Origin of the sequence: Duganella sp. CF517, from assembly GCF_900110275.1 — a bacterium.
In the GTDB taxonomy this organism is placed as follows: Bacteria; Pseudomonadota; Gammaproteobacteria; order Burkholderiales; family Burkholderiaceae_D; genus Rugamonas.
This window is the reverse complement of the sequence record NZ_FODC01000001.1, coordinates 17,747-41,070: the sequence shown is the minus strand read 5'-3', so window position 1 is coordinate 41,070 and position 23,324 is coordinate 17,747. Positions and strand designations below refer to the sequence as shown.

Annotated in this window: 22 protein-coding genes and 2 pseudogenes; 4 read left to right on the top strand and 20 right to left on the bottom strand. The window is 57.0% G+C overall.

Going from position 1 to position 23,324, the window contains the following annotated elements:
* Positions 1–98 precede the first annotated feature (98 nt).
* The 12 genes and pseudogenes from BMX85_RS00175 to BMX85_RS00130 form a co-directional block, all read right to left on the bottom strand.
* Complete coding sequence (locus BMX85_RS00175) at positions 99–722, bottom strand: GAD-like domain-containing protein (protein WP_090313487.1); 624 nt, start codon at positions 720–722, stop codon at positions 99–101.
* A gap of 413 nt (positions 723–1,135) precedes the next feature.
* Entirely contained in the window at positions 1,136–1,783 is a 648-nt protein-coding gene (locus BMX85_RS00170) for a GAD-like domain-containing protein (RefSeq protein WP_177196601.1), read from the bottom strand.
* Positions 1,784–1,945: 162 nt separating this feature from the next.
* Positions 1,946–2,122, bottom strand: a pseudogene (locus BMX85_RS00165) (T6SS immunity protein Tdi1 domain-containing protein); the annotation flags it as partial.
* A 793-nt stretch (positions 2,123–2,915) separates the two neighbouring features.
* Positions 2,916–3,380 carry an SMI1/KNR4 family protein gene (locus BMX85_RS00160; RefSeq protein ID WP_090313481.1) on the bottom strand — a complete coding sequence of 155 codons (465 nt, stop codon included), beginning with the start codon at positions 3,378–3,380 and terminating at the stop codon, positions 2,916–2,918.
* A 367-nt stretch (positions 3,381–3,747) separates the two neighbouring features.
* Positions 3,748–4,287 carry a hypothetical protein gene (locus tag BMX85_RS30345; protein WP_090313479.1) on the bottom strand — a complete coding sequence of 180 codons (540 nt, stop codon included), beginning with the start codon at positions 4,285–4,287 and terminating at the stop codon, positions 3,748–3,750.
* Positions 4,288–4,312: 25 nt separating this feature from the next.
* A complete protein-coding gene (locus BMX85_RS00150) occupies positions 4,313–5,185 on the bottom strand; it encodes a DUF4123 domain-containing protein (protein ID WP_255372373.1) in 873 nt (290 codons plus the stop codon).
* A gap of 88 nt (positions 5,186–5,273) precedes the next feature.
* Positions 5,274–7,807: pseudogene (locus BMX85_RS00145) on the bottom strand (type VI secretion system Vgr family protein).
* Positions 7,808–7,876: 69 nt separating this feature from the next.
* A complete protein-coding gene (locus BMX85_RS29870) occupies positions 7,877–8,530 on the bottom strand; it encodes a hypothetical protein (protein ID WP_143067859.1) in 654 nt (217 codons plus the stop codon).
* A 546-nt stretch (positions 8,531–9,076) separates the two neighbouring features.
* On the bottom strand, positions 9,077–9,577 hold the full coding sequence (locus BMX85_RS29865) for a hypothetical protein (RefSeq protein ID WP_143067858.1): 501 nt from the start codon (positions 9,575–9,577) through the stop codon (positions 9,077–9,079).
* 85 nt (positions 9,578–9,662) lie between these two features.
* Positions 9,663–10,028: a hypothetical protein gene (locus tag BMX85_RS00140; RefSeq protein ID WP_090313475.1), complete on the bottom strand. Its 366-nt coding sequence runs from the start codon at positions 10,026–10,028 to the stop codon at positions 9,663–9,665.
* 97 nt (positions 10,029–10,125) lie between these two features.
* A complete protein-coding gene (locus BMX85_RS00135; RefSeq protein ID WP_143067857.1) occupies positions 10,126–10,578 on the bottom strand; it encodes a hypothetical protein in 453 nt (150 codons plus the stop codon).
* A gap of 56 nt (positions 10,579–10,634) precedes the next feature.
* On the bottom strand, positions 10,635–11,144 hold the full coding sequence (locus tag BMX85_RS00130) for a hypothetical protein (RefSeq protein WP_143067856.1): 510 nt from the start codon (positions 11,142–11,144) through the stop codon (positions 10,635–10,637).
* 209 nt (positions 11,145–11,353) lie between these two features.
* Here BMX85_RS00130 and BMX85_RS29860 point away from each other — a divergent pair, with 209 nt between their 5' ends.
* Positions 11,354–11,587, top strand: a complete 234-nt coding sequence (locus tag BMX85_RS29860; RefSeq protein ID WP_143067855.1) for a hypothetical protein — start codon at positions 11,354–11,356, stop codon at positions 11,585–11,587.
* Positions 11,588–11,632: 45 nt separating this feature from the next.
* Here the strand turns inward: BMX85_RS29860 and BMX85_RS00120 are convergent, their stop codons facing one another.
* The 8 genes from BMX85_RS00120 to tssK all read right to left on the bottom strand — a co-directional run bounded on the left by BMX85_RS00120 (position 11,633) and on the right by tssK (position 20,386).
* Positions 11,633–12,091, bottom strand: a complete 459-nt coding sequence (locus BMX85_RS00120) for an Imm30 family immunity protein (RefSeq protein ID WP_090313469.1) — start codon at positions 12,089–12,091, stop codon at positions 11,633–11,635.
* Between the two features lie 227 nt (positions 12,092–12,318).
* Complete coding sequence (locus BMX85_RS30710; protein WP_218147284.1) at positions 12,319–13,011, bottom strand: hypothetical protein; 693 nt, start codon at positions 13,009–13,011, stop codon at positions 12,319–12,321.
* Positions 13,012–13,292: 281 nt separating this feature from the next.
* The gene (locus BMX85_RS29855; protein WP_143067854.1) at positions 13,293–13,703 is read right to left on the bottom strand and encodes a hypothetical protein; all 411 of its coding nucleotides are present in this window, start codon (positions 13,701–13,703) and stop codon (positions 13,293–13,295) included.
* Between the two features lie 12 nt (positions 13,704–13,715).
* Positions 13,716–14,606 carry a DNA/RNA non-specific endonuclease gene (locus tag BMX85_RS00110; RefSeq protein WP_218147283.1) on the bottom strand — a complete coding sequence of 297 codons (891 nt, stop codon included), beginning with the start codon at positions 14,604–14,606 and terminating at the stop codon, positions 13,716–13,718.
* Positions 14,606–15,517, bottom strand: a complete 912-nt coding sequence (locus BMX85_RS00105; RefSeq protein WP_090313467.1) for a DUF4123 domain-containing protein — start codon at positions 15,515–15,517, stop codon at positions 14,606–14,608. Before BMX85_RS00105 ends, BMX85_RS00110 begins: the two co-directional genes overlap by 1 nt.
* Before the next feature lie 12 nt (positions 15,518–15,529).
* Positions 15,530–18,247 carry a type VI secretion system Vgr family protein gene (locus BMX85_RS00100; RefSeq protein ID WP_090313465.1) on the bottom strand — a complete coding sequence of 906 codons (2,718 nt, stop codon included), beginning with the start codon at positions 18,245–18,247 and terminating at the stop codon, positions 15,530–15,532.
* On the bottom strand, positions 18,247–19,029 hold the full coding sequence (gene icmH, locus BMX85_RS00095) for a type IVB secretion system protein IcmH/DotU (RefSeq protein ID WP_090313463.1): 783 nt from the start codon (positions 19,027–19,029) through the stop codon (positions 18,247–18,249). Before icmH ends, BMX85_RS00100 begins: the two co-directional genes overlap by 1 nt.
* Positions 19,030–19,039: 10 nt before the next feature.
* Entirely contained in the window at positions 19,040–20,386 is a 1,347-nt protein-coding gene (gene tssK / locus BMX85_RS00090) for a type VI secretion system baseplate subunit TssK (protein WP_090313461.1), read from the bottom strand.
* Between the two features lie 271 nt (positions 20,387–20,657).
* On the opposite strand from tssK, the gene BMX85_RS00085 reads away from it, so the two are divergent.
* From BMX85_RS00085 to tssC, 3 genes are all read left to right on the top strand, one after another.
* Complete coding sequence (locus BMX85_RS00085) at positions 20,658–21,242, top strand: tetratricopeptide repeat protein (protein WP_090313459.1); 585 nt, start codon at positions 20,658–20,660, stop codon at positions 21,240–21,242.
* An 84-nt stretch (positions 21,243–21,326) separates the two neighbouring features.
* Positions 21,327–21,836: a type VI secretion system contractile sheath small subunit gene (gene tssB, locus BMX85_RS00080; protein WP_090313457.1), complete on the top strand. Its 510-nt coding sequence runs from the start codon at positions 21,327–21,329 to the stop codon at positions 21,834–21,836.
* 3 nt (positions 21,837–21,839) lie between these two features.
* The gene (tssC, locus tag BMX85_RS00075) at positions 21,840–23,324 is read left to right on the top strand and encodes a type VI secretion system contractile sheath large subunit (RefSeq protein WP_090313455.1); all 1,485 of its coding nucleotides are present in this window, start codon (positions 21,840–21,842) and stop codon (positions 23,322–23,324) included.

The window sequence follows — 23,324 nt, the reverse complement described above, 5'->3', positions numbered from 1 at the left end:
GCCAGGGAAGGTCATCAATGGCATTATCTATTCAAACAAGATTGGTTTGCCGCACGACATGCTTGCCTGCGCAGTTGTTCTAAGCCAGTCTATTAGCGTCAAATATGGCCACTAACATCCATGTGCAGGACTTCCACGTCGCCCAGTTGCTCCAATAGAACTAACTGCTCAACCATCTTTACTTTCACTAAATTTTCTAACTTCGGCATGCTACCAATAGTCAGCGCAGGTTCGAAACTATACATCTCGTCCGATTCCAAAATGCCCAATTTTTTAACGGCGCGTTTAAACAGAGGCTTGTCTTTGTAGTCGTCGAAGTCTAAAGAGCTCGCGGCCTGACCGGAAAAAAAGCATTTCAGTGAGAAGTCTGAATTTCCGCTAACTATATCTGAATCTGCGGGGCAAGTGAATATTTGGGAATAGTGTGGCGAAATGGTGATGGTTTGCCCGCTTTGCCGATCCCATAAATATAAATGCCCGAATGCAGTTCTTGCAATTACATGGTAGTCACTATCTTTAGGGATGTTCACATGGGCGAGCCAAGCCTTTATTACTGGCGAGAAGTCATCTGGATTGGTTATCCAAAACAGGCCGTCATGAAACCCACCCCAGCCGTATGAGCGCCAATACTCGAGCAATGCTCCCGGCAACACGCCGCTGTACTCTTCAATTTTGCTAGCGCTCGGAATTACTTTTTTAATCTGAGGGCCTAGTTCTTCCAAAAATACTTGATAGAAACCATCTATTTATTTTCCTAAATCGTCAATCTGGACGCACGTGCCGTGCCGTGCCGTGCAATGCCGTGCTCGCCTGGTTGGTGCCGGCTCATCATGATATGTCAACAGTTGCGGTAGGTCTGGTTCTCTAGCGATGGCAAAGCCTCTCAAACGAGATCGCTTCACCATCCTCAAGCTGGAACTGCAATACTGGCGGAGGATGAGTGTCTTCTTTACCAAGGCCGATTAGTTGCGCGTGCGGTTTGCAATATTGCGGGCGCTCATACCGACTGGAGCCGATAGTTTATCGAGCGAAGCAACCGGCGACGCATTAAGAAAAAAGGCTGCCCGCCAATGCATGCGACTTCAGCGCGGATTGCCGCAATCAAATCACGGCCAGTCTCAGGCAAACACGTCGATTACAAATGCCTGCTAACGTCGATATGCATTATCTCGATCTCCCCGAGTTGCTCCAAAAGTATCAAGTGTTCAATTATTTTTACTTTTTTAATGTTTTCCAATACCGGCATGCCGCCGATACACAATGCTGGTTCGAAACCGTACATTTCATCTACGGCGACGGGTCCCAGTTTCTTCAGCGCACGTTTAAATAATTTTTTTTCTTTCACATCTTCAATATCCAAACGATCTGGCTCTTTTCCAATCAGGAAAGACTGCAATGCAATTGTATCGTCTCCGGCCACAACTTTTTTATTTGCTGGCGAAGTAATAATTTGCGAATCAAGTGGCACTATTGTCACATTTTGACCACTTTTCTTATTCCACAAAAAAATACGACCAAACGCAGTTCGCGCAATTGCCAAATAATCGCTTCTATTTTCGATCTGGGCCCCTTCCAACCAAGCGTTGACGACCGAGACGTAGTCGTCTGGATTTACCAACCAAAAAAGGCCGTCATAGTACCCACTCCAGCCGTAGAGTTTCCAGTACTCGAGTAGCTGTTCCGGTAAGCGTCCCTCGAATTTTGCTATCTGGTGAGGTGATAGCTGCACCTTCACAAACTGTGGGCCTAGTTCCGAAAGGAACATTTCATAACATTCATCCATGCAGAGCCTCTCAATCGAGATCGCCTCCATCCTCAAGCTGGAACTGCAATCCTGGCGGAGGATGGGTGTCTTCTTTACCAAGCCCGAATTAGTTGCGCTTGCGGTGCTGTCAAGCTTCGGCGCCTTCGACACCGCTTGCGCCGAGCGCGCCGATGAACCAACTCAGGGCACTCGCCCGCTGACATCAATAGGAATAATTTTTACTTCCCCCAGCTGTTCGACCAACAGTAGATGTTCAAGCATCTTGACCTTTACACGATTTTCCAAGCGCGGCATACCACCGATGCACAACGCTGGTTCAAAACCATACTTTTCATCTGCTTTCAATTTACCAAATTTTTTTAATGCTTCTTAAACAGAGGTTTTTCAACTCATTTGAAAGCGAGGTGCCTCATTAGTTGACAAGCCGTATACCGCAAATTCATAATTACTTTTCTTCGAGCGTAGCGCCCAATCTCAAGCCCTCAAATTTTGCTAATTGCTGTAACGATCAGCGGAGCGAACGCAAATTTAGTTAGGGTGGCAAGACCGGTTCGACCGCGCCGACACCTCGCTCAGCTCCCTGAGTACCCGCTCGACGTTGTTAATTCATTGGCACCGGCGCTTAGGGTTCAAATTTTAAGGGCAGATGCTGCGAGAGCAAAATTTCCGATTATCTGGTCGAAACGGTCATTCGATATGTTCAACTTGGATGCGGCACTCAACGAAAGCGGGCATCTATCCACAATCGCTAGTGTGCTTTTCTTTGATTAAAATCATGAAACCCTCTGTAGTTATCTATTAAAAATTTTCGGATGTAATTGAGATTATGAAAAGTTGTCATCGGTAAATTTTAACGCGAATTCATCGGGACTAACCGAAGCTCCTTTGATTGCAGCCATATCCAGATTTTTTCGCCAAATAGTCTTTATTCGCATGGGAAGCGTATCAGGAAATCCATTGTCTTTGCTACAATTTCTTTCCACGTTCCAGTCACGCCCAGTGCGCCGCTCAGTTTTGGCTCCATTGAAGCCAAATTTTCCGCTTGCTCGGATGTTAACTGGTCGATCGAATCTAGTACATAGCATTCGATTAATCTTAGTAAAGGTTCTCCTTCGTATCTGTTCATAATTCGCAGGCTCACATTGTTGAATTAAATAAAATCAGGATTATCCTGCAGCAGCGAGATGAAGGCGGCGAAATTATCAGCGATTTTTATTGTTTTATTATTTTGATCATGTAGTAGTAACCACACTGTTTCCTCGTTGCTTTTCAAATTCAAATAAAATTGATTTCCACCACCGTCTTGCGCAAAAGGCAATGCCTCATTTCCAAGCACAGGTTTCCATTGTTCAATAGCTTCGAAGATGCTTTTGATTTTCGAATTTGCGATCGAGTAAAACCAATCTACATCAAAAATGTTGGTGAGTTCATTTTGATCAATGATAACCGACCCTATCTCTGGATGTCCACCATCGTGAATTTGTAAAAATTGGCGATAATCACGAGGTAATTTTAATTTAATTTTTTTCTCGAGTTCTTTAATTTTTTCTGAATCAGCCAAAGGCGGGGTAGGAAGACCGTTCAAGTTGATATTAATTCGTTTTACGTCCATCATTAATCCTAGTTTTTAGGTGCGCCTGCTGGAATCGCCCATTCGGAATAACCACCACTTACCACTCTGTCAGAGTGTAGCACTCGCCAAAAGTCAGAGCCTGGAGTGTGTTGCTCGCCTGGAACCAGACGCATAATACCTTTCTGGCCCATCGCGGTGGACGTAGACGCATGCTCCCAAACCCATCCTGGCGGGGTTGCGCGTCCGCCAAATGACGAAACAGACGTCCCGATGTCGGGGATTAACTTTTCCATCGCCGTGCTGAAATCTTTGTCTTTCTTCAAGGCCTCGTCGAAAGCCGCATTTGCTCTGTTGAAATGCACAGAGCGGCTCTTGCCAAAGTCAGTAGGCTGAAGCTTTGTCTCATAGGCTACACTGTAAGCTGTAGTTGTTTTTGGCGGGGCACTTTTAGCTTGAGCTTCCGCTTTTGTGCCGCAATCCTCGCAATCTTTATCTTTGGCCTTAGCTGCTGCCTTTTCTGCTCCGCAGCGGCCTTTTCCGCGTCTTGGGCCTTTTTCGCGTCTACTGCAATCTTAGCTTCTTTGGCCGCCAGTTCCGCTGCTTCCTCTTTCTTTTTCAACGCATTGAGGTCGGCCAATTCCTTTGTCAACAAGGTGGCTTTTTCTTTGAGCGCTAGAACTCGCTTGGCGACGCGCGTCGCCTTGATAGGTTTCGCCACCGCGTCACCGAGGTAGGGAATCATCCCAACCACATTCAGCCCGGCGCCGAGGAAATCGCCATTGCGTATAGCAATGCCGGCACCGACCGCGTCCGAGATCGGCGTCGGATCGACCATTCCGGCGACGTCCGCAGCCGTACCGGCCGCCTCCCACGCCATCTCCGCGTTGACGTCTGCCAGCTTTTTGGTGACGGTTTGTATCCGCTCGGTTAGATTGAATCCACCAGTCATAAGTTCTCGTTTTGCGTAAGTTGTGTCATGCCGGTAGTGCGTGTTGGAATAGCGCCTCGTAGTGTTTTTGCTCGCCGATCTGGCGCCAGATTGCATCCGGCAATTCGTCGATCATTTGGCTCAGTCGCGCTTCGGGCGCTATTTCTTCGTCGCGCAGATAACTGCGCACCATCGGATGAGCGTCGAACGACGGCGACACGCGCATCATCAAGCCCGCGAACAGGTGCTGATCGTCGGCATTGTGGATGCCGTAACCGGCGCAGCGCGCTACGGCGGCAACAGCTATTTTGCGTAGCATGTCGCCTTCCATTCCTTCGATCGCCTCCGGGCTGTTTGCCTCCCAGTGCGCGATGATGCTGTCGTACAGCGCTAACTTGTCGTAGTACATCAGTTGCTCGCGCTGGCGCTCGTCGAGACTGATGGGAACGACCGAGAACGCGGCGATTCCGGCGGGGGTGGTCGGCTCCGGATCGATGCCGTAGTAGGCCTCCCGGCGCGGCTCCCACGCGGTCCAGCTGCTGACTGGCGCGATGAAGAATTTTTTCTGTCGTCCTGTCATCGCGGAGGACAGGCCAAGCAAAATGCGTGGATCGTAGAAGCGCAGCACGACATCTTCGTCGTCGTTGATTCGGCATTGCAGCCGGCGTGTCAACATCATTGCCAAGACCGGCAGACCGAAGTGGCTTTTGAGCCAGGTGACGCTCGGATGCGCGCGTTCCTTCTCGATCAGCCACATGAAGATGGATTTATCGCCGGCGGTTGGGTCGAGCGCAATCAACAGCGGCGCGGCGGATTGCAGATGCGCCTCCGGTGTATCGGCGAACAGCGAGCGCCATTGCGCATCGGGAAAGCGCGTCGTCAACTGCGAGAAGGCGTCATCGTGCGCGGCGCAGTCGATCAGCGCGTAGGTGTTATCGACTTTTTGGCCCTCGTCGGGGCGCGGAGGAATGGCTGTTCATCGTGAGATTTTCCGTGCGAGTAGGGCGTCAGCGGCGCAAGAAACTGCTACCTTGCAGTGCCGCTTTCTTCAAACATTCAAGGCAGATCGTAGTGCTCGCACTAGGCAGGGCAGGCAATGCGGCGGCACTGCTACCGCCAGCTTGGAAGATATGCTGCCCACCCTTGACCGTGAAATTCCCCGGACGGGCGAAAGTGATATTCCCGCCCTCCAGCGTCACCGACGACTGTCCGGCCTGCAGCACGATCTTCTGGCTCGCCTTGACCTCGATGACATCGTTGACCGATACGATCGTGATCGCCTTGTCGGCCCAAATCTCCAATTGATCGGTGTGCGCCTGCAGCGACACGGGCCCGTTGGCGGCGATCGCCTGGATGCCGCCGGCGTGCGTGACAAGCCCGTCGCGTTGGCCGCCACCGACGCCACCGTGAATCCCGCCGCCATGTGCATGTCGGCCTGCGTGGTCCACTGCAACTGCCCGCCGGCGAATAGCACGGTCGAAGCCGAAGTGGCCCAGTTGATGCTGGCCGGCGCTTCCATCAGCACCACCGGCTCGCCGAAGTTTTCCACCGGCGCGGCGCTGTCGAGATAGCGCGCGCCGGCCGTGGCCTTCAGCGGGCCGTGGCCGCCGACGGCGCCGTCGAACTTGCCCTTTTGCTTGGGATCGATCTGTGTGATGAAGGCGACCTGCGCCTGGTTGGCGTCCTTACTGACGAGCGCGGTTTGCTGTGCGGCGGCGTCGGCTGACACCTTGTTCAGTTCGGAGGCGGCGCGCAGCAGGCCGGTGGCCTCGGCGCTGTCGAGCTGGGTCGAGGCGACGCCGGCGCCTTGCTCCGCGCGCGCGGTGGCCGAGATCAGCATGCCTTCGCCTGAGCGCAGCACGCCCCAGGCGTCGGTGCGCAGTGCGAAGCCGTGACCGCGATAGCTGCCGCGCTGCGCCGTGCCGACGCCTTGATGCACCAGGTAGCCGAGATTCAGCTGGGTGGCGGCGCTGGACGTGGCCAGGCGCGTGCGCAGCTGGCCGGGCGTGTCATCGACCACCCATTGGTTGTAGCCGCCACCGTCGAAATTATTGCTGTGCATGCCTGAGATGACGCCGGCGTGGTTGACGCCGCTGTCGACGCCGGCCGCGTACGGCGGCGTGTCGGCGCCGGTGTACAGTTGCGCGACCACCAGCGGCCGGTCCATGTCGCCTTCGATGAAGTCGACCAGCACCTCGGTGCCGATGCGCGGCGTGAACTGCGAGCCCCAGTTGGGGCCGGCCAGCGCCTCGGCCACGCGTACCCAGGTGCCGGAGCCGTCGTTGCCGGGGGCGTTGCCCTTGTCGTCAGTGTTGTGCGCCAGGCCGCCGGGGTTGGCGCCGGTGCCGCGCTGCCAGGCGAACTGGATGCGTACCTGGTGCTCGCGCGTGGTGGTGTTGACGGCGTCGGGCAAACCAACCACCAGCGCCGTCTGCGGACCCAGCGCGGCACCGCTGAAGCGCTCGGCGGCCGCGCGCGGCACGATGGCGACCGTGTCGCGTACGCAGGCGAAGCGGTTGCGGTAGGTGCCCGCCTCCAGTTGCGCGCCGGCGAACTTGGCCAATGTGGCGAGGCCGGCCTTGGCCGCGCCGATCAGCTTGCCCAGGCCGCCCAGCGACGGTTCGATGTTGTTGCGTCCTTCGTGTTCGACCCACAGCGCGGTGAATTGGTTGGCGCCGTCGGCGTAGTGTTCGTGCTGGGTCAGCGCGAAGCCGTGGCCGGCCGCCAGGCGGCGCACCGAACCCTGGCCTTCGAACAATTTATTGTCCAGTTCCAGCGCTTGCAACATAAGCTGGCTGTGCGGATCGGCGGCGGCGCTGTCGGCGTGGCGCCGCTCGGCGCTGCCGTCGTAGATCGACAGCGCCGGCAGTTCGCCGATGTCGAGGCTGGTCGTTTGCTCGGCGGCCGGTGCCACCAGCTGCGTCGGGTCCCAGCTGCTGATGGTCACGGCGTTGGCCTGGATGCGGCGCAGCGCGTTGAACTCGTCGATGGCGTCTTCGCTGTCGGTGGCGCGCACGCCGTGGAAGCGCAGTGCCGCGCCGCCCTCGGTCTCGGGCGCGACGGTCTTGCTGTCGAAGAACACGACCTTGTGCTTGGCCTGCTTCTGGTCGCCTTCCGGTTCGGCGCTGCCTTCCTGCGCATCCTGGTCGTGCTCGAAGCGCCAGCTCAGGCCCTCGGCCGCCAGCACGCGCTGCAGGAATTCGAGGTCGCTTTCCCGGTATTGGGTCCAGATCGGGCGTACCGCCAGGGTTTGCGTGATGTCGAACTCGAATTGCACCTGCGTGTAGTCGGCCAGCAGTTTGGTGATCAGGTCTTGTGCGTTCTTGTCTTGGAAGATGTAGCTGTCGCGGCGCGGGCCGAGCAGGACCAGGCCCAGTTCGAGCCGCAGCCCGTAGCGCGCCAGTCCGCCGTCGGCGCCCAGCCAGGCGGCGTCGGTGCAGATGCCGTGCCAGGCGCGGCGCGTGCCGTCGACCTGCAGCAGCTTGAGCGTGATCTCCGGAGCGGGAAGATCAGCACGACATTGGACGCCGACGTTGACCACGAGTAAACGCTTGCTTGAGCAGCCAGACAGCCTTCGCACGACATCCCAATACGAAGTACCGAAAGAAAGTTATTCCAGCAAAAACTTATTATCCGATACAGTAATTGTGTGGTCCTTATTATCTGGATTAGTTAGCCATCGAAAACCAATGGAGTATTTACTGAGATTGATAGAAATAGCTTTCAAGATGTCGTCACCACCGTCCGAGTCAAGTGCTATAGACTTTAAACAGCTTTGCAAAATAAATTCGTCTTTCAGTGCAATTTTTTTTTGAACATATGTAAGTAAGATTAAATGATCTTCGTAACCAGTGCCACAATATCGCGTAGATTGAGGGCTTTTTGACGGCATTCTTGCTATCAATACTAAATAGTGCCCATCATCGTTCGGTTGTGAGAATACCAGTATGACTTCGTCACTTCTTTGTAAGATCGATCTAGTTGTCTTGTCAAGCGGTTGTGAATCAATAACGCGGTCACATTTGTCAGCTGTCTTGTTTTTCGTTCCACCTACACAAAGCGTTTCTTTATTCTCCAGTTGGAATGCAACCGGAAATTCCACAGAGCTAGCTGGAAACGTCTGAAAGGGGAGAGCGATGAAAAAAAATAGATTAGATTTTATTCTATTGGCTGTTGACGTGATCTGCATAGCAAACTCCCGAGTACTTCCAAAGGCGCTCGGCTTTTGGTGGCGGTTTCTTGTATTCATCTTTATCGCGTTCATGTAGTTCGCTTTCCGTTTTCCCTATATTTTCTTCCTTCGTCATGTCCCAACCGATGTTGCCGGTCGCAGTATCCGCCAATATGTCCGCATTCCGGATCCACACCTTCTTGCTTTCGTCGCACACATGATAATTTCCACCATTCCATAGCGACCAGGTCTCCAGCCTCAATGTTCGTCCGTATAGGTGCGCTTTTGCTTGGATAGATAAGCTTTGGCAATTGCCCGCTGGATTTGTACAAGTCTGCTCCTTCTTTGAAGTTCTCTTTCCAATCCCACACTTGTTGGAACGTTGGCGCGGGATTTGCCATGTGTGTCATCCCATAACTGCCATCAAAAGCTACGCCGGGGTGCGTCGGCGTTGATGAGGTTCTTAAATTTACTCTCTTGCGCTAGCAACACTTCAAATCCTTTTACGTCTTCCAGCGTGGCGAGGAATGTGGTTACGCGAGCTTCGTCTGAATTCTTGGCAAGAATATATATTGAACGTTTAAAGACATCGTTAGCCGCCTTTACTTTGACGGCTAGCGTGCACCCGAGAATTCGGGGTTAGGTGTGATCTGCAATGCGAAGATATATCAGTGTTTTCGCTTTACCTGAACATGCAAAGCCTCGCACTGGCTTCGACGTTTTTGTCAGCGTAGCCGACAGTGGACGGCAATTTGCGTGTTTAGCGAGATCCACCTCGGAATTCTGCAAGTTCTTCCGAACAAAACTACTGAAGTCCGGGTCCGGCCATGGACGAGCCGACTCGGGCGCCAGCCAGACAGTTTCCGAACCAACTCGTAGATCGGATTGTTTTTTGGTGGGGACTATTTGTGCCACCAGGGTGACGTAGTCCGTCGGCCCGGGAATACCCCCGGTATATTCGGGAGTGCCAAACACCTCCCACCGCACGGCGCTGTAAGGAATATCAACGGTCACCAGATTTTGGAAGGCGGTAGCGTCGTCCGATACTTTTTCGCGCCGGTTATTGTCTTCGCAGCCGCAAAGAATGCACAGCATCGTCAATATGACAGCGCAAGGGAATTTTCTTATGGAAAAGTTCATGTGCAAGTTACTGCCCCTTATACTGTCTAAAAGTCAGCTTTCGGGAACATTAACATGGTCATTTTGTTCTGCAGCACTCAAACACCTAGCCAGGCAGGCCGCTTCCACCATTTGCCAGGCTCAGCGGCCACCTAGCCATGTCCGCATATTCGAACTGGATTTCATACTCAACATCTCGGTCCACAGTGATGAGCATCAGCGCAGGAATTCTACCCATTGCCGACAATATTTCCACGCAGCTGTCCTCCATATCGTCAAAAAATTGGTCGTGCTCTAATGCGCTAACGATTAAAACCTCATCCGGAGTTTTGTAAGATGCGCAAGATTCATGCATTTGTTTCTCAAGCCGAAATCTGAAGAAACCCTGTCGAAATTCCGGCTCCAATGCCGATAGAAATTCCAGAAAGCGTTTCGCTGCGCTGTCGATTCGTTCCGCTCGTTGTTTGATCATATGAATTATTAACGTTTGCAGCGGACTGCGCTGGCGCGTCCAGTTTTAACGCCAGCTTCGCCTGCAGTCGCATGATTGCTTCGTCGACAAGGACGCGCTAGCGCGCTTGGTCTCGCTCCAGCGTGTCCTTGCCGATGATTTTGAGCTGGCCCGCACCGCGCGCCCGCACCGGCGCTTCACTGTCGGGAACCTTGATGTCGGTGGTGATGGCAAATTCCGCGAGGAGATCGACATATTTCGGCCGCACCGAGGTTATCTCTGTGCCTCGGATCAGGGTCGTTAGCGTCAGCGTCTCGCCGGGTTGCAGCATGGTGTAGTCCGTCTTCAGGGCGTGATCGGCCAACTCGGTTTTCAGGGTTTTTGCCGCACCGGTCTCTCGGTCGACCAGCTTCATCGACGGGCCGCGCGCTTGGACATAGCGACGCGGGAAACCGATCGTGTAGGGCTGACTGTTCTTTATGGTGATCTCGAGTGGCAAGTCACTGCCCGTGAAGATGCATGACGGGTTGCCCGTGCAGGCGATGGCGATCGAGAATGTTGGCTGTTCCATGGTTGCTCCCATCGATGACACCGGCGCCGTTAGCGCGGATGCCATCAGAAATGATTTTAAATAATGTCGCATGTAATTTTCCTGCCTATCTTTGCCCGGAGCAATTCCTGGACCTCGATGGCGATGTTCCAGGCATGACGTGGTTTGACGATGGTGCAGCCGTACGCCGCCATAATGGTGGCGTCCGCCGCTTTCGGGTCTTTGCCATCGAATGGTGCTGAGATGGCTTCGCTCAATGTACCGTCGGGTTTGTAATACTTGACCGTCTCGTCCACACCGTCGGTGTACGAGTATTCGTCCGGCAGGCCACAGCAATGGCCGAACTCGTGCGCATGTGTCCAGTCAGTCGTTCCCAGCGATACATCCACGACGTTTTCGAATACCTGCTCGCGGTCGGATTTTTTGTGGACCTTCAAAACATAATGCTCGCCCGATTCCACATAGACCGGCTTGTATACAATGGGCAGCACTTTCGTGCCGCATTGAGGATCCTTGATCTCGATTTTGAACTTGTTGTTCCAATGGCTGGTTATGCCGCGCTCGGCGTTCTGCTTTACCAGTTCCACGACCTTTGCACGCTGCTGTGCGCGCTTTTCGGCGGCGGGAGTGCCTTTGTCCTGCGCTCTATCTGGTGAGGTGATAGCTGCACCTTTATAAACTGTGGGCCCAGTTCCGACAGGAACATTTCATAACATTCATCCACGCAGAGCCTCTCAAACGAGATCGCTTCCACCATCCTCAAGCTGGAACCGCATAGTGGCGGCGGATGGGTGTCTTGTTTACCAAGCCCGAATTAGTTGCGCGTGCAGTTCTGCCAAGCCTCGGCTTCTTCTACACCGTTTGCGGCACGCGCGCCGATGAATCAACACAAGGCACTCGCCCGCTTACATCAATAGAAATAATCTCTATTTCCCCAGTTGTTCGAGCAACAGTAGATGTCAAGCAACTCGACCTTTACGACTATTTTAGCGAAAGCTTACAAATCCCAGCTACTGTCTTCGCTCTTTAACCCGCTGAATCAGCGGGAAGGATTTGTTCATCCCAGACTGCGCAATTACTTTGTCGCTACGAGAACTGCGACGGTCTTGCTTAAGAAATCCGTGCCTTGGTCATTGATTCGATTGCAAAGATCTTCCACTGATTTTTTTATACTTGCATTACTCTTGACTAAGGCACGAATCAGCTCGCGTTTTGTTTCCTCGCTATTTAATATGCGCGTTAAAACAATCGATGCCCATTTGGGTGCAGTGGTTAGCATATGTGGTATGGCGTTTAAGAATCCTGCCACATATTCTCGGTCGTCAAATGTCTCGGCCGTGTGGATGACGGAAAACATCCCCTCGTCGAACTGAAAATCGTCCTCCAGAGATAACAATAAAAATGCAACCGATACGGGATCTCTTTCTTCGGCGATGGATTTTAGGGAAATGTCAATGTTTTTAACTGACTGTTCGTTATTGGATTTAATGGCGAACGTAAGTTTCTCAAATGAAGATGCGAGCGTTGGATTCATTTTTTTCCTGGTTTCGTAAATATGTCGGGAAAACCGTCTTTATTTTTCTTGATTAGGTCTTGAAGGCCTTCGCGAATTTTCGGTACATATAAGCCATCTTTTTGATAGATCTGTCGAGCGTCTTTTACACCCGCTGCTAAGGCATCCCGAGGCGGCATTTTGGCGTCGGCAGTGGTGCCATACGTAAATGTTTCCCTGTGACGCGCACCAGTGCCTGGTACAGGTTGCTACATATTTATCGCAATGCCATCGTTTCTGGAAACGCCATGCTGATCCATACGCTTCGCGGAAGGTATATGGTTAGGCGTAATGTTATCCCCCTTCTTTCCTGCTTTAACTAATTCTTTATATGACGCTACGTCACCTTCCGTGGATAGAAGTTTTTTGGTTTTACCTCTGAGGATGCACAATCTTCGCAGTCTTTGTCTTTCTTGACCGACGTCTTTTCCTGCTGAGTTAGACCCTCTTTTGTTCCTTGAGCTTCCTTGGGCCTCTTTAGCGAGCTTAGTTTGCTTGGTTGCAGTTTTTAACGCCTCAGCTTCTTTTTTTGCCTTCTTGAGATCGTTGACCGTTTTTGTCAACGTTGCTACTTTCGCCTGTAGCGCAGCGAGAGATTTTGTTGCGCGAACTGCCTTCATCGGCTTCGCAACCGCGTCTCCGAGATAAGGCACCATGCTCACCGTACTCAGCGCCGCGCCCCAATAATCCCCTCTGGCAATGGATATGCCCGCGCCGACAAGGTCCGAGGTCGGCGTCGCATCAACCAACCCTGCGGCGTCAGCCGCAGCGCCGGCAATTTCCAGCTTCAAATCCTTGTCCGCCTTGGCCAGCGTCGTCGTGGCATCGGTCAGTTTTTTGGTAATGTCTTTTGTTAGCGGACCAAGAAGCTGCTGGCTTTGGCCGCCGCGTTCTTCAAGCATTCGATACAAATGGCGCTGCCGGTCGGCAGTGCCGGAAGCGTGGCCGAACTGCTGCCGCCTGGAAGATATGCTGCCCACCCTTGACCGTGAAATTACCCGGGCACGCGAAGGTGCAGTAGGTGCCCGCCTCCAGTTGCGCGCCGGCGAATTTGGCCAAGGCGGCGAGGACTGCCTTGGCCGCGCCGATTAGTTTTCCAAGGGCGCTCAGCGGCGGCTCGACGTTGTTGTGTCCCTCGAGCTTGACTCACAGCGCGGTGAACTTAGTAGTTGGAGTTACTAAATCAATCTAAGGAGGGATTGGAATAGTCGATTGTCGCATCACCGAAATAGCGACTAAAGACATTAGGGCGCCGTTTTTGAAGTGTCTCATTGGCATCTATCTGCTCAGGATAGGTAAAATCAATAGTGAAATCGCCATCTGAGATCAGATATGCCACAGCTCGCCATTCTTTGTTTTCCGGTATTTCGTTCCAACGCTCCCACAGGGCAGTTAAAAATTCCTTAAGTGAGGGGGAGCAAAATTTAAATGTTGGGATACACTGCTCGCCTTTCTCATAAAGCATGCAGCTGGAAATTGCGCCATCTTCGATTTCAGCATAAACCAGCAGCTTTCCTTCTAAGTCGTCCGCAATGCGAAGTGCTTCTGAGCCTACGTCTTGATATAGCCGTTCGATTTCACTCGTTATTTTCATATAATTCCCTTTCTATTTACCACCTGTACGGTTTTTGAAGGATGCTTCAAATGGAACTTTGTCAATAGTGTAATTGATGTCCAGACTACTAGGCCTAAGTGAGCTGCCAGGGTACGTGGGACGTATGTCGACGATCACTTCTTGTCCATTCTTTAAGGCCGTTTGCCATTCATTTTCTAACTTTTTGTACGCGCTACGATTCAAGTTCATGTCCTGCGCGAAATGATTGAGATCGTCAATTGGCCCGTCAAATCGTCGTCCAATAAAATGCCCACCATCGTCCGTTGACAGTCTATCTTTTCCACCAGCTTGTAGCTGCGCTTTGCTATTGCGAATCTGAGCAGGATTGCTAGTGAGCTTACCTTTAACTCTAGTGACACGGCCGGTTTCGTCTAGTGAGTATTCGTAGCCATTTTTAATTTCAGTTTTCTTTGCGGATTTGCAGTCTTCGCAGTCTTTTCCTTTTTTCGCAGCAGTTTTTTCCTGCTCGATAGCTGCATCTTTTGCGGCGTCGGCCTCTTTAGCAAGTTTAGCTTCCTTCGCCGCAGCTTCCACTGCTTCCGCTTCTTTTTTTGCTTTCTTGAGATCGTTGACTGTCTTGGTGAGCGCCGCGACTTTCTTTTCAAGCCCGGCGATGGCTTTGGTCGCACGGACTGCTTTCACTGGCTTCGCAACCGCGTCACCCAGGTAGGGCACCATGCTCACCGTGCTCAGCGCCGCACCCCAATAGTCCCCTCTGGCAATCGAGATGCCGGCGCCGACCAGGTCCGACGTTGGCGTCGGATCTACCAGCCCAGCCGCATCGGCGGCTGCGCCGGCAATCTCCAGCTTCAGGTCGTTATCCGCTTTGGCCAAAGCCGTAGTGGCTTCGCCCAGCCTCTTGGTGATGTTTGTAAGATCCATTATGCGCGCCCGCCGTGTGGATCGGAGGGAAGTTCAAACAGTGCGTCCATGCGCTTGCTTGCGGTGATTTGCTCCCAGGCTTCACTTGGCAGGGCACTGATCATATTGCTGAGCCGATCTGCAGGAGGTACATTCTCAGCTTTGAGGTAGGACTTCACAAGGGAGTTGTCGTCGAACGATGGCGACACGGTCATCATCAATCCCGCGAATAGGTGTTGCGCCGCTGCATCGGTGATGCCATAGCTGTTCGCGCGCGCCACGGCGGTGATGGCGATCTCGCGCAACATGTTTGGTTTGATGCCTGCGATGTCGTCGGGACAGGTATCGCGCCATTGCTGGATAATGCTGTCGTAGAGGTTCTCTTTGTCGAAGTACATGAGTTGATCGCGTTGAGGCAGCGTAAGGCTGATCGGGGCAAAGGCGAAGCGGGCGATGTCCGCCGATGTGGCGGGCTCAATACTGATGGCGTACCGCTCCTCGCGGCGTGGCTCCCACGCGATCCAGCTGCTCACTGGCGCGAAAAAATACCGCTTTTGTTGGGCCGTCAGCGCCGATGGCAGGCCGAGTAGGATTCGCGGATCATAAAACCGCAGCACGACTTGCTGATCATCGTTGATCTCGCATTGCAGCCGGCGGGTGAGCATGGGCGCCAGAACGGGGAGGGCGTAAGGACTGCCGATCCAGCTCACGCTTGGCGCGGCCTGCTCCAACTCTTCCAGCCATGCGATGAGTTTGTCGTTGTCGCGCGGCGTGGCAATCAACAGCGGTGCTGCTGTCACTAGATGTTCCTCAGGCGTGCCGTCAAAAAGCGACTTCCATTGCACATCGGCGAAGCGCGTTGTCAGATCGCGGAAAGCATGCTCATGCGCCGAGCAATCGAGCAGAGCATAGGTATAGGTTTGCGTTTCCATGGGTGTCTTTTATTAGCGGACCAAGAAGCTGCTGGCCTTGGCCGCCGCGTTCTTCAGGCATTCGATACAAATGGCGCTGCCGGTCGGCAGGGCGGGAAGCGCGGCAGAACCGCTGCCACCGCCTTGGAAGATATGCTGCCCACCCTTGACCGTGAAATTCCCCGGACAGGCGAAAGTGATATTCCCGCCCTCCAGCGTCACCGACGACTTTCCGGCCTGCAGCACGATCTTCTGGCTCGCCTTGACCTCGATGACATCGTTGACCGATACGATCGTGATCGCCTTGTCCGCCAAAATCTCCAGCTGATCCGTATGCGCCTGCAACGACACCGGGCCATTGGCCGCGATCGCCTGAATGCCGCCGCTATCCGTGAACAAGCCTGTCGCGTTGGCCGATACCGACGCTACCGTGAACGCGGCGGCCATGTGCATGTCGGACTGCGTAGTCCACTGCAACTGCCCGCCTGCAAACAGCAGGGTGGATGCCGGCGTGGCCCAGTTGATGCTGGCCGGCGCTTCCATCAGCACCACCGGCTCGCCGAACTTCTCCACCGGCGCGGCGCTGTCGAGATCGCGCGCGCCAGCCGTGGCCTTCAACGGATCGTGCCCGCCGACGGCGCCTTCGAACTTACCCTTTTGCTTGGGATCGATCTGCGTGATGAAGTCGACCTGCGCCTGGTTGGCGTCTTTGCTGACGAGCGCGGTTTGCTGTGCGGCGGCGTCGGCCAGGTTTTTGCTCAGTTCGGAGGCGGCGCGCAGCAGGCCGGTCGCTTCCGCGCTGTCGAGCTGGGTCGAGGCGACGCCGGCGCCTTGCTCCGCGCGCGCTGTGGCCGAGATCAGCATGCCTTCGCCCGAGCGCAGCACGCCCCAGGCGTCGGTGCGCAGTTCGAAGCCGTGGCCGCGATAGCTGCCGCGCTGCGCCGTGCCGACGCCTTGATGCACCAGGTAGCCGAGATTCAGCTGGGTGGCGGCGCTGGACGTGGCCAGGCGCGTGCGCAGCTGGCCGGGCGTGTCGTCGACAACCCATTGGTTGTAGCCGCCGCCGTCGAAGTTATTGCTGTGCATGCCCGAGATGACGCCGGCGTGGTTGACGCCGCTGTCGACGCCGGCCGCGTAGGGCGGGGTGTCGGCGCCGGTGTACAGTTGCGCGACCACCAGCGGCCGGTCCATGTCGCCTTCGATGAAGTCGACCAGCACCTCGGTGCCGATGCGCGGCGTGAACTGCGAGCCCCAGTTGGGGCCGGCCAGCGCCTCGGCCACGCGCACCCACGTGCCGGAGCCGTCGTTGCCGGGCGCGTTGCCCTTGTCGTCGGTGTTGTGCGCCAGGCCGCCGGGGTTGGCGCCGGTGCCGCGCTGCCAGGCGAACTGGATGCGTACCTGGTGCTCGCGCGTGGTGGTGTTGACGGCGTCGGGCAAACCAACCACCAGCGCCGTCTGCGGACCCAGCGCGGCACCGCTGAAGCGCTCGGCGGCCGCGCGCGGCACGATGGCGACCGTGTCGCGTACGCAGGCGAAGCGGTTGCGGTAGGTGCCCGCCTCCAGTTGCGCGCCGGCGAACTTGGCCAAGGTGGCGAGGCCGGCCTTGGCCGCGCCGATCAGCTTGCCCAGGCCGCCTAGCGACGGTTCGACATTGTTGCGTCCCTCGTGTTCGACCCACAGCGCGGTGAATTTGTTGGCGCCGTCGGCGTAGTGCTCGTGCTGGGTCAGCGCGAAGCCGTGGCCGGCCGCCAGGCGGCGCACCGAACCCTGGCCTTCGAACAATTTATTGTCCAGTTCCAGCGCTTGCAACATAAGCTGGCTGTGCGGATCGGCGGCGGCGCTGTCGGCGTGGCGCCGCTCGGCGCTGCCGTCGTAGATCGACAGCGCCGGCAGTTCGCCGATGTCGAGGCTGGTCGTTTGCTCGGCGGCCGGGGCGACCAGTTGCGTCGGGTCCCAGCTGCTGATGGTCACCGCGTTCGCTTGCACGCGGCGCAGCGCGTTGAATTCGTCGATGGCGTCGTCGCTGTCGGTGGCGCGCACGCCGTGGAAGCGCAACGCGGCGCCGCCCACCGTTTCCGGCGCGACGGCCTTGCTGTCGAAGAAGACGACCTTGTGCTTGGCCTGCTTCTGGCCGCCCTCCGGTTCGGCGCTGCCTTCCTGCGCATCCTGGTCGTGCTCGAAGCGCCAGCTCAGGCCTTCGGACGCCAGCACCCGTTGCAGGAATTCGAGGTCGCTTTCGCGGTATTGCGTCCAGATCGGGCGTACCGCCAAGTCCTGCGTGATGTCGAACTCGAACCGCACCTGCGTGTAGTCCGCCAGCAGTTCGGTAATCAAGTCTTGTGCGTTCTTGTCCTGGAAGATGTAGCTGTCGCGGCGCAGGCCGAGCAGGGCCAGGCCCGGTTCGAGCCGCAGCCGGTAGCGCGCCAGTCCGCCGTCGGCGCCCAGCCAGGCGGCGTCGGTGCAGATGCCGTGCCAGGCGCGGCGCGTGCCGTCGGCCTGCAGCAGCTTGAGCGTGATTTCTTCGCCGATGAACTCGGCCAACTCCAGGTCGGTCGAGGTGCTGAGCGCGTCGATGTCGAAGCGGAACAGTTCATTGACCGCCTCGCGGCCCGTAAAGCGCTCCGGCATCAGCGACTCGGGCAGCGTCGAATCCTGCGCGCTGGCCAGGGTGATCAGGCGCGCGTGCTGGCTCAGGCCGGTTCCGAACAGCCCGTCCACCAAGGACGAGCCCGGCAGGTCGGGCAGGCTCATCACGGCAAGGTGATGGTCAGGTTGGCTTGCTTGGGCGCGAGCTTGACCACGTCGTTGTACGCGGCCATGCTGGTCTCGGTGCTATGGCCGAGCATGCTACGAAGGCCGATGTAGCCGAGCGCGCCGATCAGCGCGAATACCGAGCACAGCACCCACAGCGGGACGTCGTTGCGCAGCTTGTGGATGATCTGGTCGGGCCGCTCGGCGTGCGGCGCGAAGCCCGATTTCTTGCCCTTCATGTGGGCGATCTCGTCGCCCAGGCGCGCCGTCAGGTAGGCCAGCTTTTCCGAGCCTTCGATGATGTAGCGGCCCTGGAAGCCCAGCAGCAAACACATGTGGAACACTTCGAGCGCCTGCAGGTGGGCGCTGCCGCGCGCGCGCAGGCTCTCGAGCCGGTTGAAGAAGTTCTCGCCGGCCAGCTGGTCGCCGAACAGCACCAGTTGCAGCGGGCGGCGCTCCCAGGCGTCGCGGATGCCGTACGGCGAGCGCAGGATGATCTCGTCGACCGCCGCGCAGAAAGCATACTTGGCGTTGTCGATGTCGTCCGGCGAGGCGCCTTGCTTCTTGGCGCCACGGCTGAAGTCGTCGAGGAACTGCGTCATCTTGTTGATGAAGTCGGTGTTGGCTTGCGGGCCGTTGCCGTTCTTGAGCATGAACAAGGCGTAGAAACCGTCGTACATCAGGTCCATCAGCGTGTGTTCGGTGCCGGGGCCGGCCGCGATGGCCGGCGAAAACGCCGGCTGGCCGCCGGGAATCAGGGAGGGTGGGGCGCTAGTAGTCATGGGGTGGTCTTCAGGAAGTGACGGCGACGAGGTCCAGTTTCAGGTCGCGCATGCCGGACGGAACGTAGATCGAGATCGATTGCGCCTGCAACATGCGCTCGTACATCTGACCTTTGGCTTCGAGGGCGAAATAATAAGTGTCGGGACGCACCGGCACGGCCGCCGGCACCTGCGGCGCGTGCGTCAGGCGCACGCCCGGCATGGCCGACAGGACGAACTTCTCGACGTCGTCCGGCGCGCCGATCTTGAAGCGCAGCGGCACCACGTCGACCATCTCGACACCCGGCATATCGGCCGACACGCCCAGGTAGAAGGTGGTCTGGGCGTCGATCTTGCCCGAGTCGAGCATGCCGTGGTGGTACGACGGCTTGACCTCGTTGAGCGCGATGGCGAAGTATTTCGACGAGATGACGGTGTCGAGCAGCTCGCGGATGATGCCGTGCAGGCGGGCGAAGCCGGGACCGGGGTCCAGGTGGTCGTACTGCGGCAGGTCGCTGAGCGAAATGCCCTTGGAGAAGGTCATCAGCGCGCCCGACAGGCCCAGCAGTTGCTCGTAGAGCCGCTCCGGGTGCAAGGTCGGGTGGTGGAAATAGTGGCTCAGCGAGGCATACGCCGAGCTGGCCGTGTGCAGCAGCCAGAACGACGACATGTCGCCGGAGCGGAATTCGATGACGTGCTTGCTCGGCTCGCGGTGGTGGCCGTACAGCGCGTTGACCTTGGCCTGCAGCGCGTCGAGCAGGCGGCGCAGTTGCAGGAACAGCAGCGGCGCGCTGCGGATCGACAGGCTCGGCGGGATGAACGACGGATCTTGCTCGAAGCCGCCGGTCGACAGCCGGCGCAGGCGCAGCAGCGGCAGGCTGACATAGGAGTCGCGCGGTTCCGATTCGGACACGAGGCGCAGCGTCTTTTTGAGGTACGTCAATTGCGCGTGCGCGGCCTGGGTGTACAGGTCTGGCGTGTCGAGGTTGCTCTGGGCGTAGCGGGCGGCGTTGCTGGGCTGGCCCTCGGGGGCGAAATTACCGCCGAAATGCTTGAACGCGGGCAGGGCGGCGTAGAACGTCAGCGCCTGCTGCGATTGCGGGATGTTGCTCAGGTCGATCTCGGCCGGCAGCTCGTCGGCGCCGGGCGCCTGGTAAATCTCGCCGTCCTGGAACACCAGCGCCAGGTCGAGCAGGCGCAAGGTATTGTTGTGCAGCGCGTCGCGGTCGAGCTGCAACTGGCTCACACCCCAGGCGTAGGGATGCAGCGCCTTGACGCTGTCGTGCAGCCGCTGCTCGTGGTAGCGGTCCTGCTGCTGAAAATGCTGGGGACGCAGGAACAGTCCTTCACCCCATAAAAGTTTTCCCGTGATGCTCATCGAATGCCTTATCGCCTCATGCCTGCGGACCAAAAAAATAGTGCCCAATCACAACTGCCAGAACAATAACATTTTCTGGCGTCCCGTGAGTGTTTCTTCTACGTAACGTGCTAAGCTTTATAATCTTGCATTTCGGTAACGCCCGTACGGTTGAGTTCGTATTGTACGAGGTAAAGAATTAAATTTATGCTATTCTGCCGAAAAATGAGAATTTGGCAACAGTTTATGGCAACTGTTCCGGCGATTAACACATCTGACTTTTGAGGAACACATGAGTACATCCATCCACCTTCGCCGCCTGTTGGGCGGTGCCGCTTGCATCCTGGCCCTGAGCGCCTGCACCACCGCGCCGGTGGTCAAAGTGCCGGAGGCGGTGCCGACGATCGCCGAAGTCATGGGCAAGGCCGCCGCCGCCGACAGCGCCGGCCAGAAGGAAGCGGCCGTCGCGCTGTGGAAGCAGGCCGCCGCCGCCTACCCGGCCGACAAGGATCCGTGGACCCGCATGGCGCAAACCAAATACGAAGCCGGCCAGTATGGCGAGGCCATCGTCAATGCCCAGGAAATCCTGGTGCGCGACCCCAACGACCAGCTGGCCAACAGCATCATCGCCATCAGCGGGCTGCGCCTGTCGACCCGCGCGCTTGCCGACCTGAGCCGTCAAAACAACCTGTCCGGTTCGCTGCGCACCGAGTCGCAGGACCTGGCCAAGCTGCTGCGCGAGAGCCTGGGCGAGCAGGTGCTGGTGCCGCCGGCCAAGGTGGTCCAGCCGACCCAGCGCGCCACGACCACGAATAAAAAGGGCGGCAAGCAGCCGCCCCGCGAACAGAAGGCCGACCCCTTCGACGCGCTGAAGTAAACAGGTCGAAACGGTCAGTAATTCAGCAATTCCACCCGGTGGCGTCGCCGCGACGCCGCTGTTTATTTTTGAAATGGGGATGTCATGTCGAAAAAAGAGAGTGTTCAGAAGCGCCTGCAAAAGGTGCGTCCGCCACGGGTCCAGATGACCTACGACGTCGAGATCGGCGATGCGATCGAGAATAAAGAGCTGCCGTTCGTGATGGGCGTGGTGGGCGATTTCGGCGGCAACTCCGAAGTCGAACAGAAGCGCTTGAAGGAGCGCAAGTTCGTCAACATCGACCGCGACAACTTCGACGAGGTGCTCAAGGGCGTCGAGCCGCGCGCCAATTTCCGCGTCGCCAACGAGCTCGGCGAGGGCGGCGGCGAGTTCGCCGTCGACCTGAAGTTCAAGTCGATGGACGATTTCCGTCCGGAATCGGTGGTCGAACAGGTCGAGCCGCTGCGCAAGCTGCTCGAGGCGCGCACCAAGCTGGCCGACCTGCGCAACAAGCTGGCCGGCAACGACAAGCTCGAAGACATCCTCAACGACGTCCTGCACAGCACCGAAAAGCTGGCCGAACTGGGCCAGCAAACCACCCCGAAGAAAGATTGAGCCATGTCCGTCCAAACTTCCCCATCGTCGGCCGGCGCGGCCACCACCGAGCTGGCCCTGCTCGACCAGATCGTTGAGCAGAGCAAGGTCGCCAAGTCGAGCGTCGAGCACGCCCGCGCCAAGGACATCATCTCCGAGCTGGTCAGCCAGGTCATGGACGGCACCGTCGTGGTGTCGGACAACCTGGCCGCCACCATCGACGCCCGCGTTGCCGAGCTCGACAGCCTGATCTCGCGCCAGCTCAGCGCCATCATGCACGCGCCGGAGTTCCAAAAGCTCGAATCGAGCTGGACCGGCCTGAACTACCTGGTCAAGAATTCGTCGACCGGCCAGAACCTCAAGATCAAGATGCTCAACGCGACCAAGAAGGAATTGGTCAAGGACTTCCAGAGCGCGCTCGAGTTCGACCAGTCGACCATGTTCAAGAAGGTTTACGAGGAAGAGTTCGGCACGTTCGGCGGCGCGCCGTTCGGCTCGCTGATCGGCGACTTCGAGATCACCCGACAGCCCGAGGACATGTACTTCATCGAGCAGATGTCGCACGTGGCCGCCGCCTCGCACGCGCCGTTCATCTCGGCCGCCTCGCCGGAGCTGTTCGGCCTGGAGACCTACAGCGACCTGGGCAAGCCGCGCGACCTGTCGAAGGTGTTCGACACCGTCGAGTACGCCAAATGGAAATCGTTCCGCGAGTCCGAGGACGCGCGCTACGTCGGCCTGACCCTGCCGCGCTTCCTGGGCCGCCAGCCGTTCAACCCGGCCGACGGCACCACCGTCGAGGGCTTCAACTTCGTCGAGGACGTCGACGGCACCGACCACCACAAATACCTGTGGTGCAACGCCGCCTACGCCTTCGGCACCAAGCTGACCAACGCGTTCGAGGACTACGGCTGGTGCGCCGCCATCCGCGGCGTCGAAGGCGGCGGCCTGGTCGAGGACCTGCCGACCCACACCTTCAAGACCGACGAGGGCGAAGTGGCGCTCAAGTGCCCGACCGAGATCGCCATCACCGACCGCCGCGAAAAGGAATTGAGCGACCTCGGCTTCATCTCGCTGGTGCACTGCAAGAACACCGACTACGCCGCCTTCTTCGGCGCGCAGTCGACGCAAAAGGCCAAGAAGTACAACACCGAGGCGGCCAACGCCAACGCCGTGCTGTCGGCCCAGCTGCAATACATCTTCGCCGTCTCGCGCATCGCCCATTACATGAAGGCGATGATGCGCGACAAGATCGGCAGCTTCGCCGCCGCCTCCAACGTCGAGGACTTCCTCAACCGTTGGTTGACCCAATACGTGCTACTGGACGACAACGCCAGCCAGGAACAGAAAGCCCAGTTCCCGCTGCGCGAAGCGTCGGTGCAGGTATCAGAAGTGCCGGGACGCCCCGGTGTGTACCGCGCCGTGTCGTTCCTGCGCCCGCACTTCCAGCTCGATGAGCTGTCCGTTTCACTCCGTCTGGTCGCGGAGCTGCCTCAATCGACCAAGTCTTAA

Bases quoted from the DNA above. Each gene is read 5' to 3' on its own strand.
- BMX85_RS00170 (WP_177196601.1), bottom strand. From the start codon at position 1,783: ATGGATGAATGTTATGAAATGTTCCTTTCGGAACTAGGCCCACAGTTT.
- BMX85_RS00160 (WP_090313481.1), bottom strand. From the start codon at position 3,380: ATGATGGACGTAAAACGAATTAATATCAACTTGAACGGTCTTCCTACC.
- BMX85_RS30345 (WP_090313479.1), bottom strand. From the start codon at position 4,287: ATGACTGGTGGATTCAATCTAACCGAGCGGATACAAACCGTCACCAAA.
- BMX85_RS29870 (WP_143067859.1), bottom strand. From the start codon at position 8,530: ATGAACGCGATAAAGATGAATACAAGAAACCGCCACCAAAAGCCGAGC.
- BMX85_RS29865 (WP_143067858.1), bottom strand. From the start codon at position 9,577: ATGAACTTTTCCATAAGAAAATTCCCTTGCGCTGTCATATTGACGATG.
- BMX85_RS00140 (WP_090313475.1), bottom strand. From the start codon at position 10,028: ATGATCAAACAACGAGCGGAACGAATCGACAGCGCAGCGAAACGCTTT.
- BMX85_RS00135 (WP_143067857.1), bottom strand. From the start codon at position 10,578: ATGGAACAGCCAACATTCTCGATCGCCATCGCCTGCACGGGCAACCCG.
- BMX85_RS00120 (WP_090313469.1), bottom strand. From the start codon at position 12,091: ATGAATCCAACGCTCGCATCTTCATTTGAGAAACTTACGTTCGCCATT.
- BMX85_RS30710 (WP_218147284.1), bottom strand. From the start codon at position 13,011: ATGCTTGAAGAACGCGGCGGCCAAAGCCAGCAGCTTCTTGGTCCGCTA.
- BMX85_RS29855 (WP_143067854.1), bottom strand. From the start codon at position 13,703: ATGAAAATAACGAGTGAAATCGAACGGCTATATCAAGACGTAGGCTCA.
- BMX85_RS00110 (WP_218147283.1), bottom strand. From the start codon at position 14,606: ATGGATCTTACAAACATCACCAAGAGGCTGGGCGAAGCCACTACGGCT.
- BMX85_RS00105 (WP_090313467.1), bottom strand. From the start codon at position 15,517: ATGGAAACGCAAACCTATACCTATGCTCTGCTCGATTGCTCGGCGCAT.
- BMX85_RS00100 (WP_090313465.1), bottom strand. From the start codon at position 18,247: ATGAGCCTGCCCGACCTGCCGGGCTCGTCCTTGGTGGACGGGCTGTTC.
- icmH (WP_090313463.1), bottom strand. From the start codon at position 19,029: ATGACTACTAGCGCCCCACCCTCCCTGATTCCCGGCGGCCAGCCGGCG.
- tssK (WP_090313461.1), bottom strand. From the start codon at position 20,386: ATGAGCATCACGGGAAAACTTTTATGGGGTGAAGGACTGTTCCTGCGT.
- BMX85_RS00085 (WP_090313459.1), top strand. From the start codon at position 20,658: ATGAGTACATCCATCCACCTTCGCCGCCTGTTGGGCGGTGCCGCTTGC.
- tssB (WP_090313457.1), top strand. From the start codon at position 21,327: ATGTCGAAAAAAGAGAGTGTTCAGAAGCGCCTGCAAAAGGTGCGTCCG.
- tssC (WP_090313455.1), top strand. From the start codon at position 21,840: ATGTCCGTCCAAACTTCCCCATCGTCGGCCGGCGCGGCCACCACCGAG.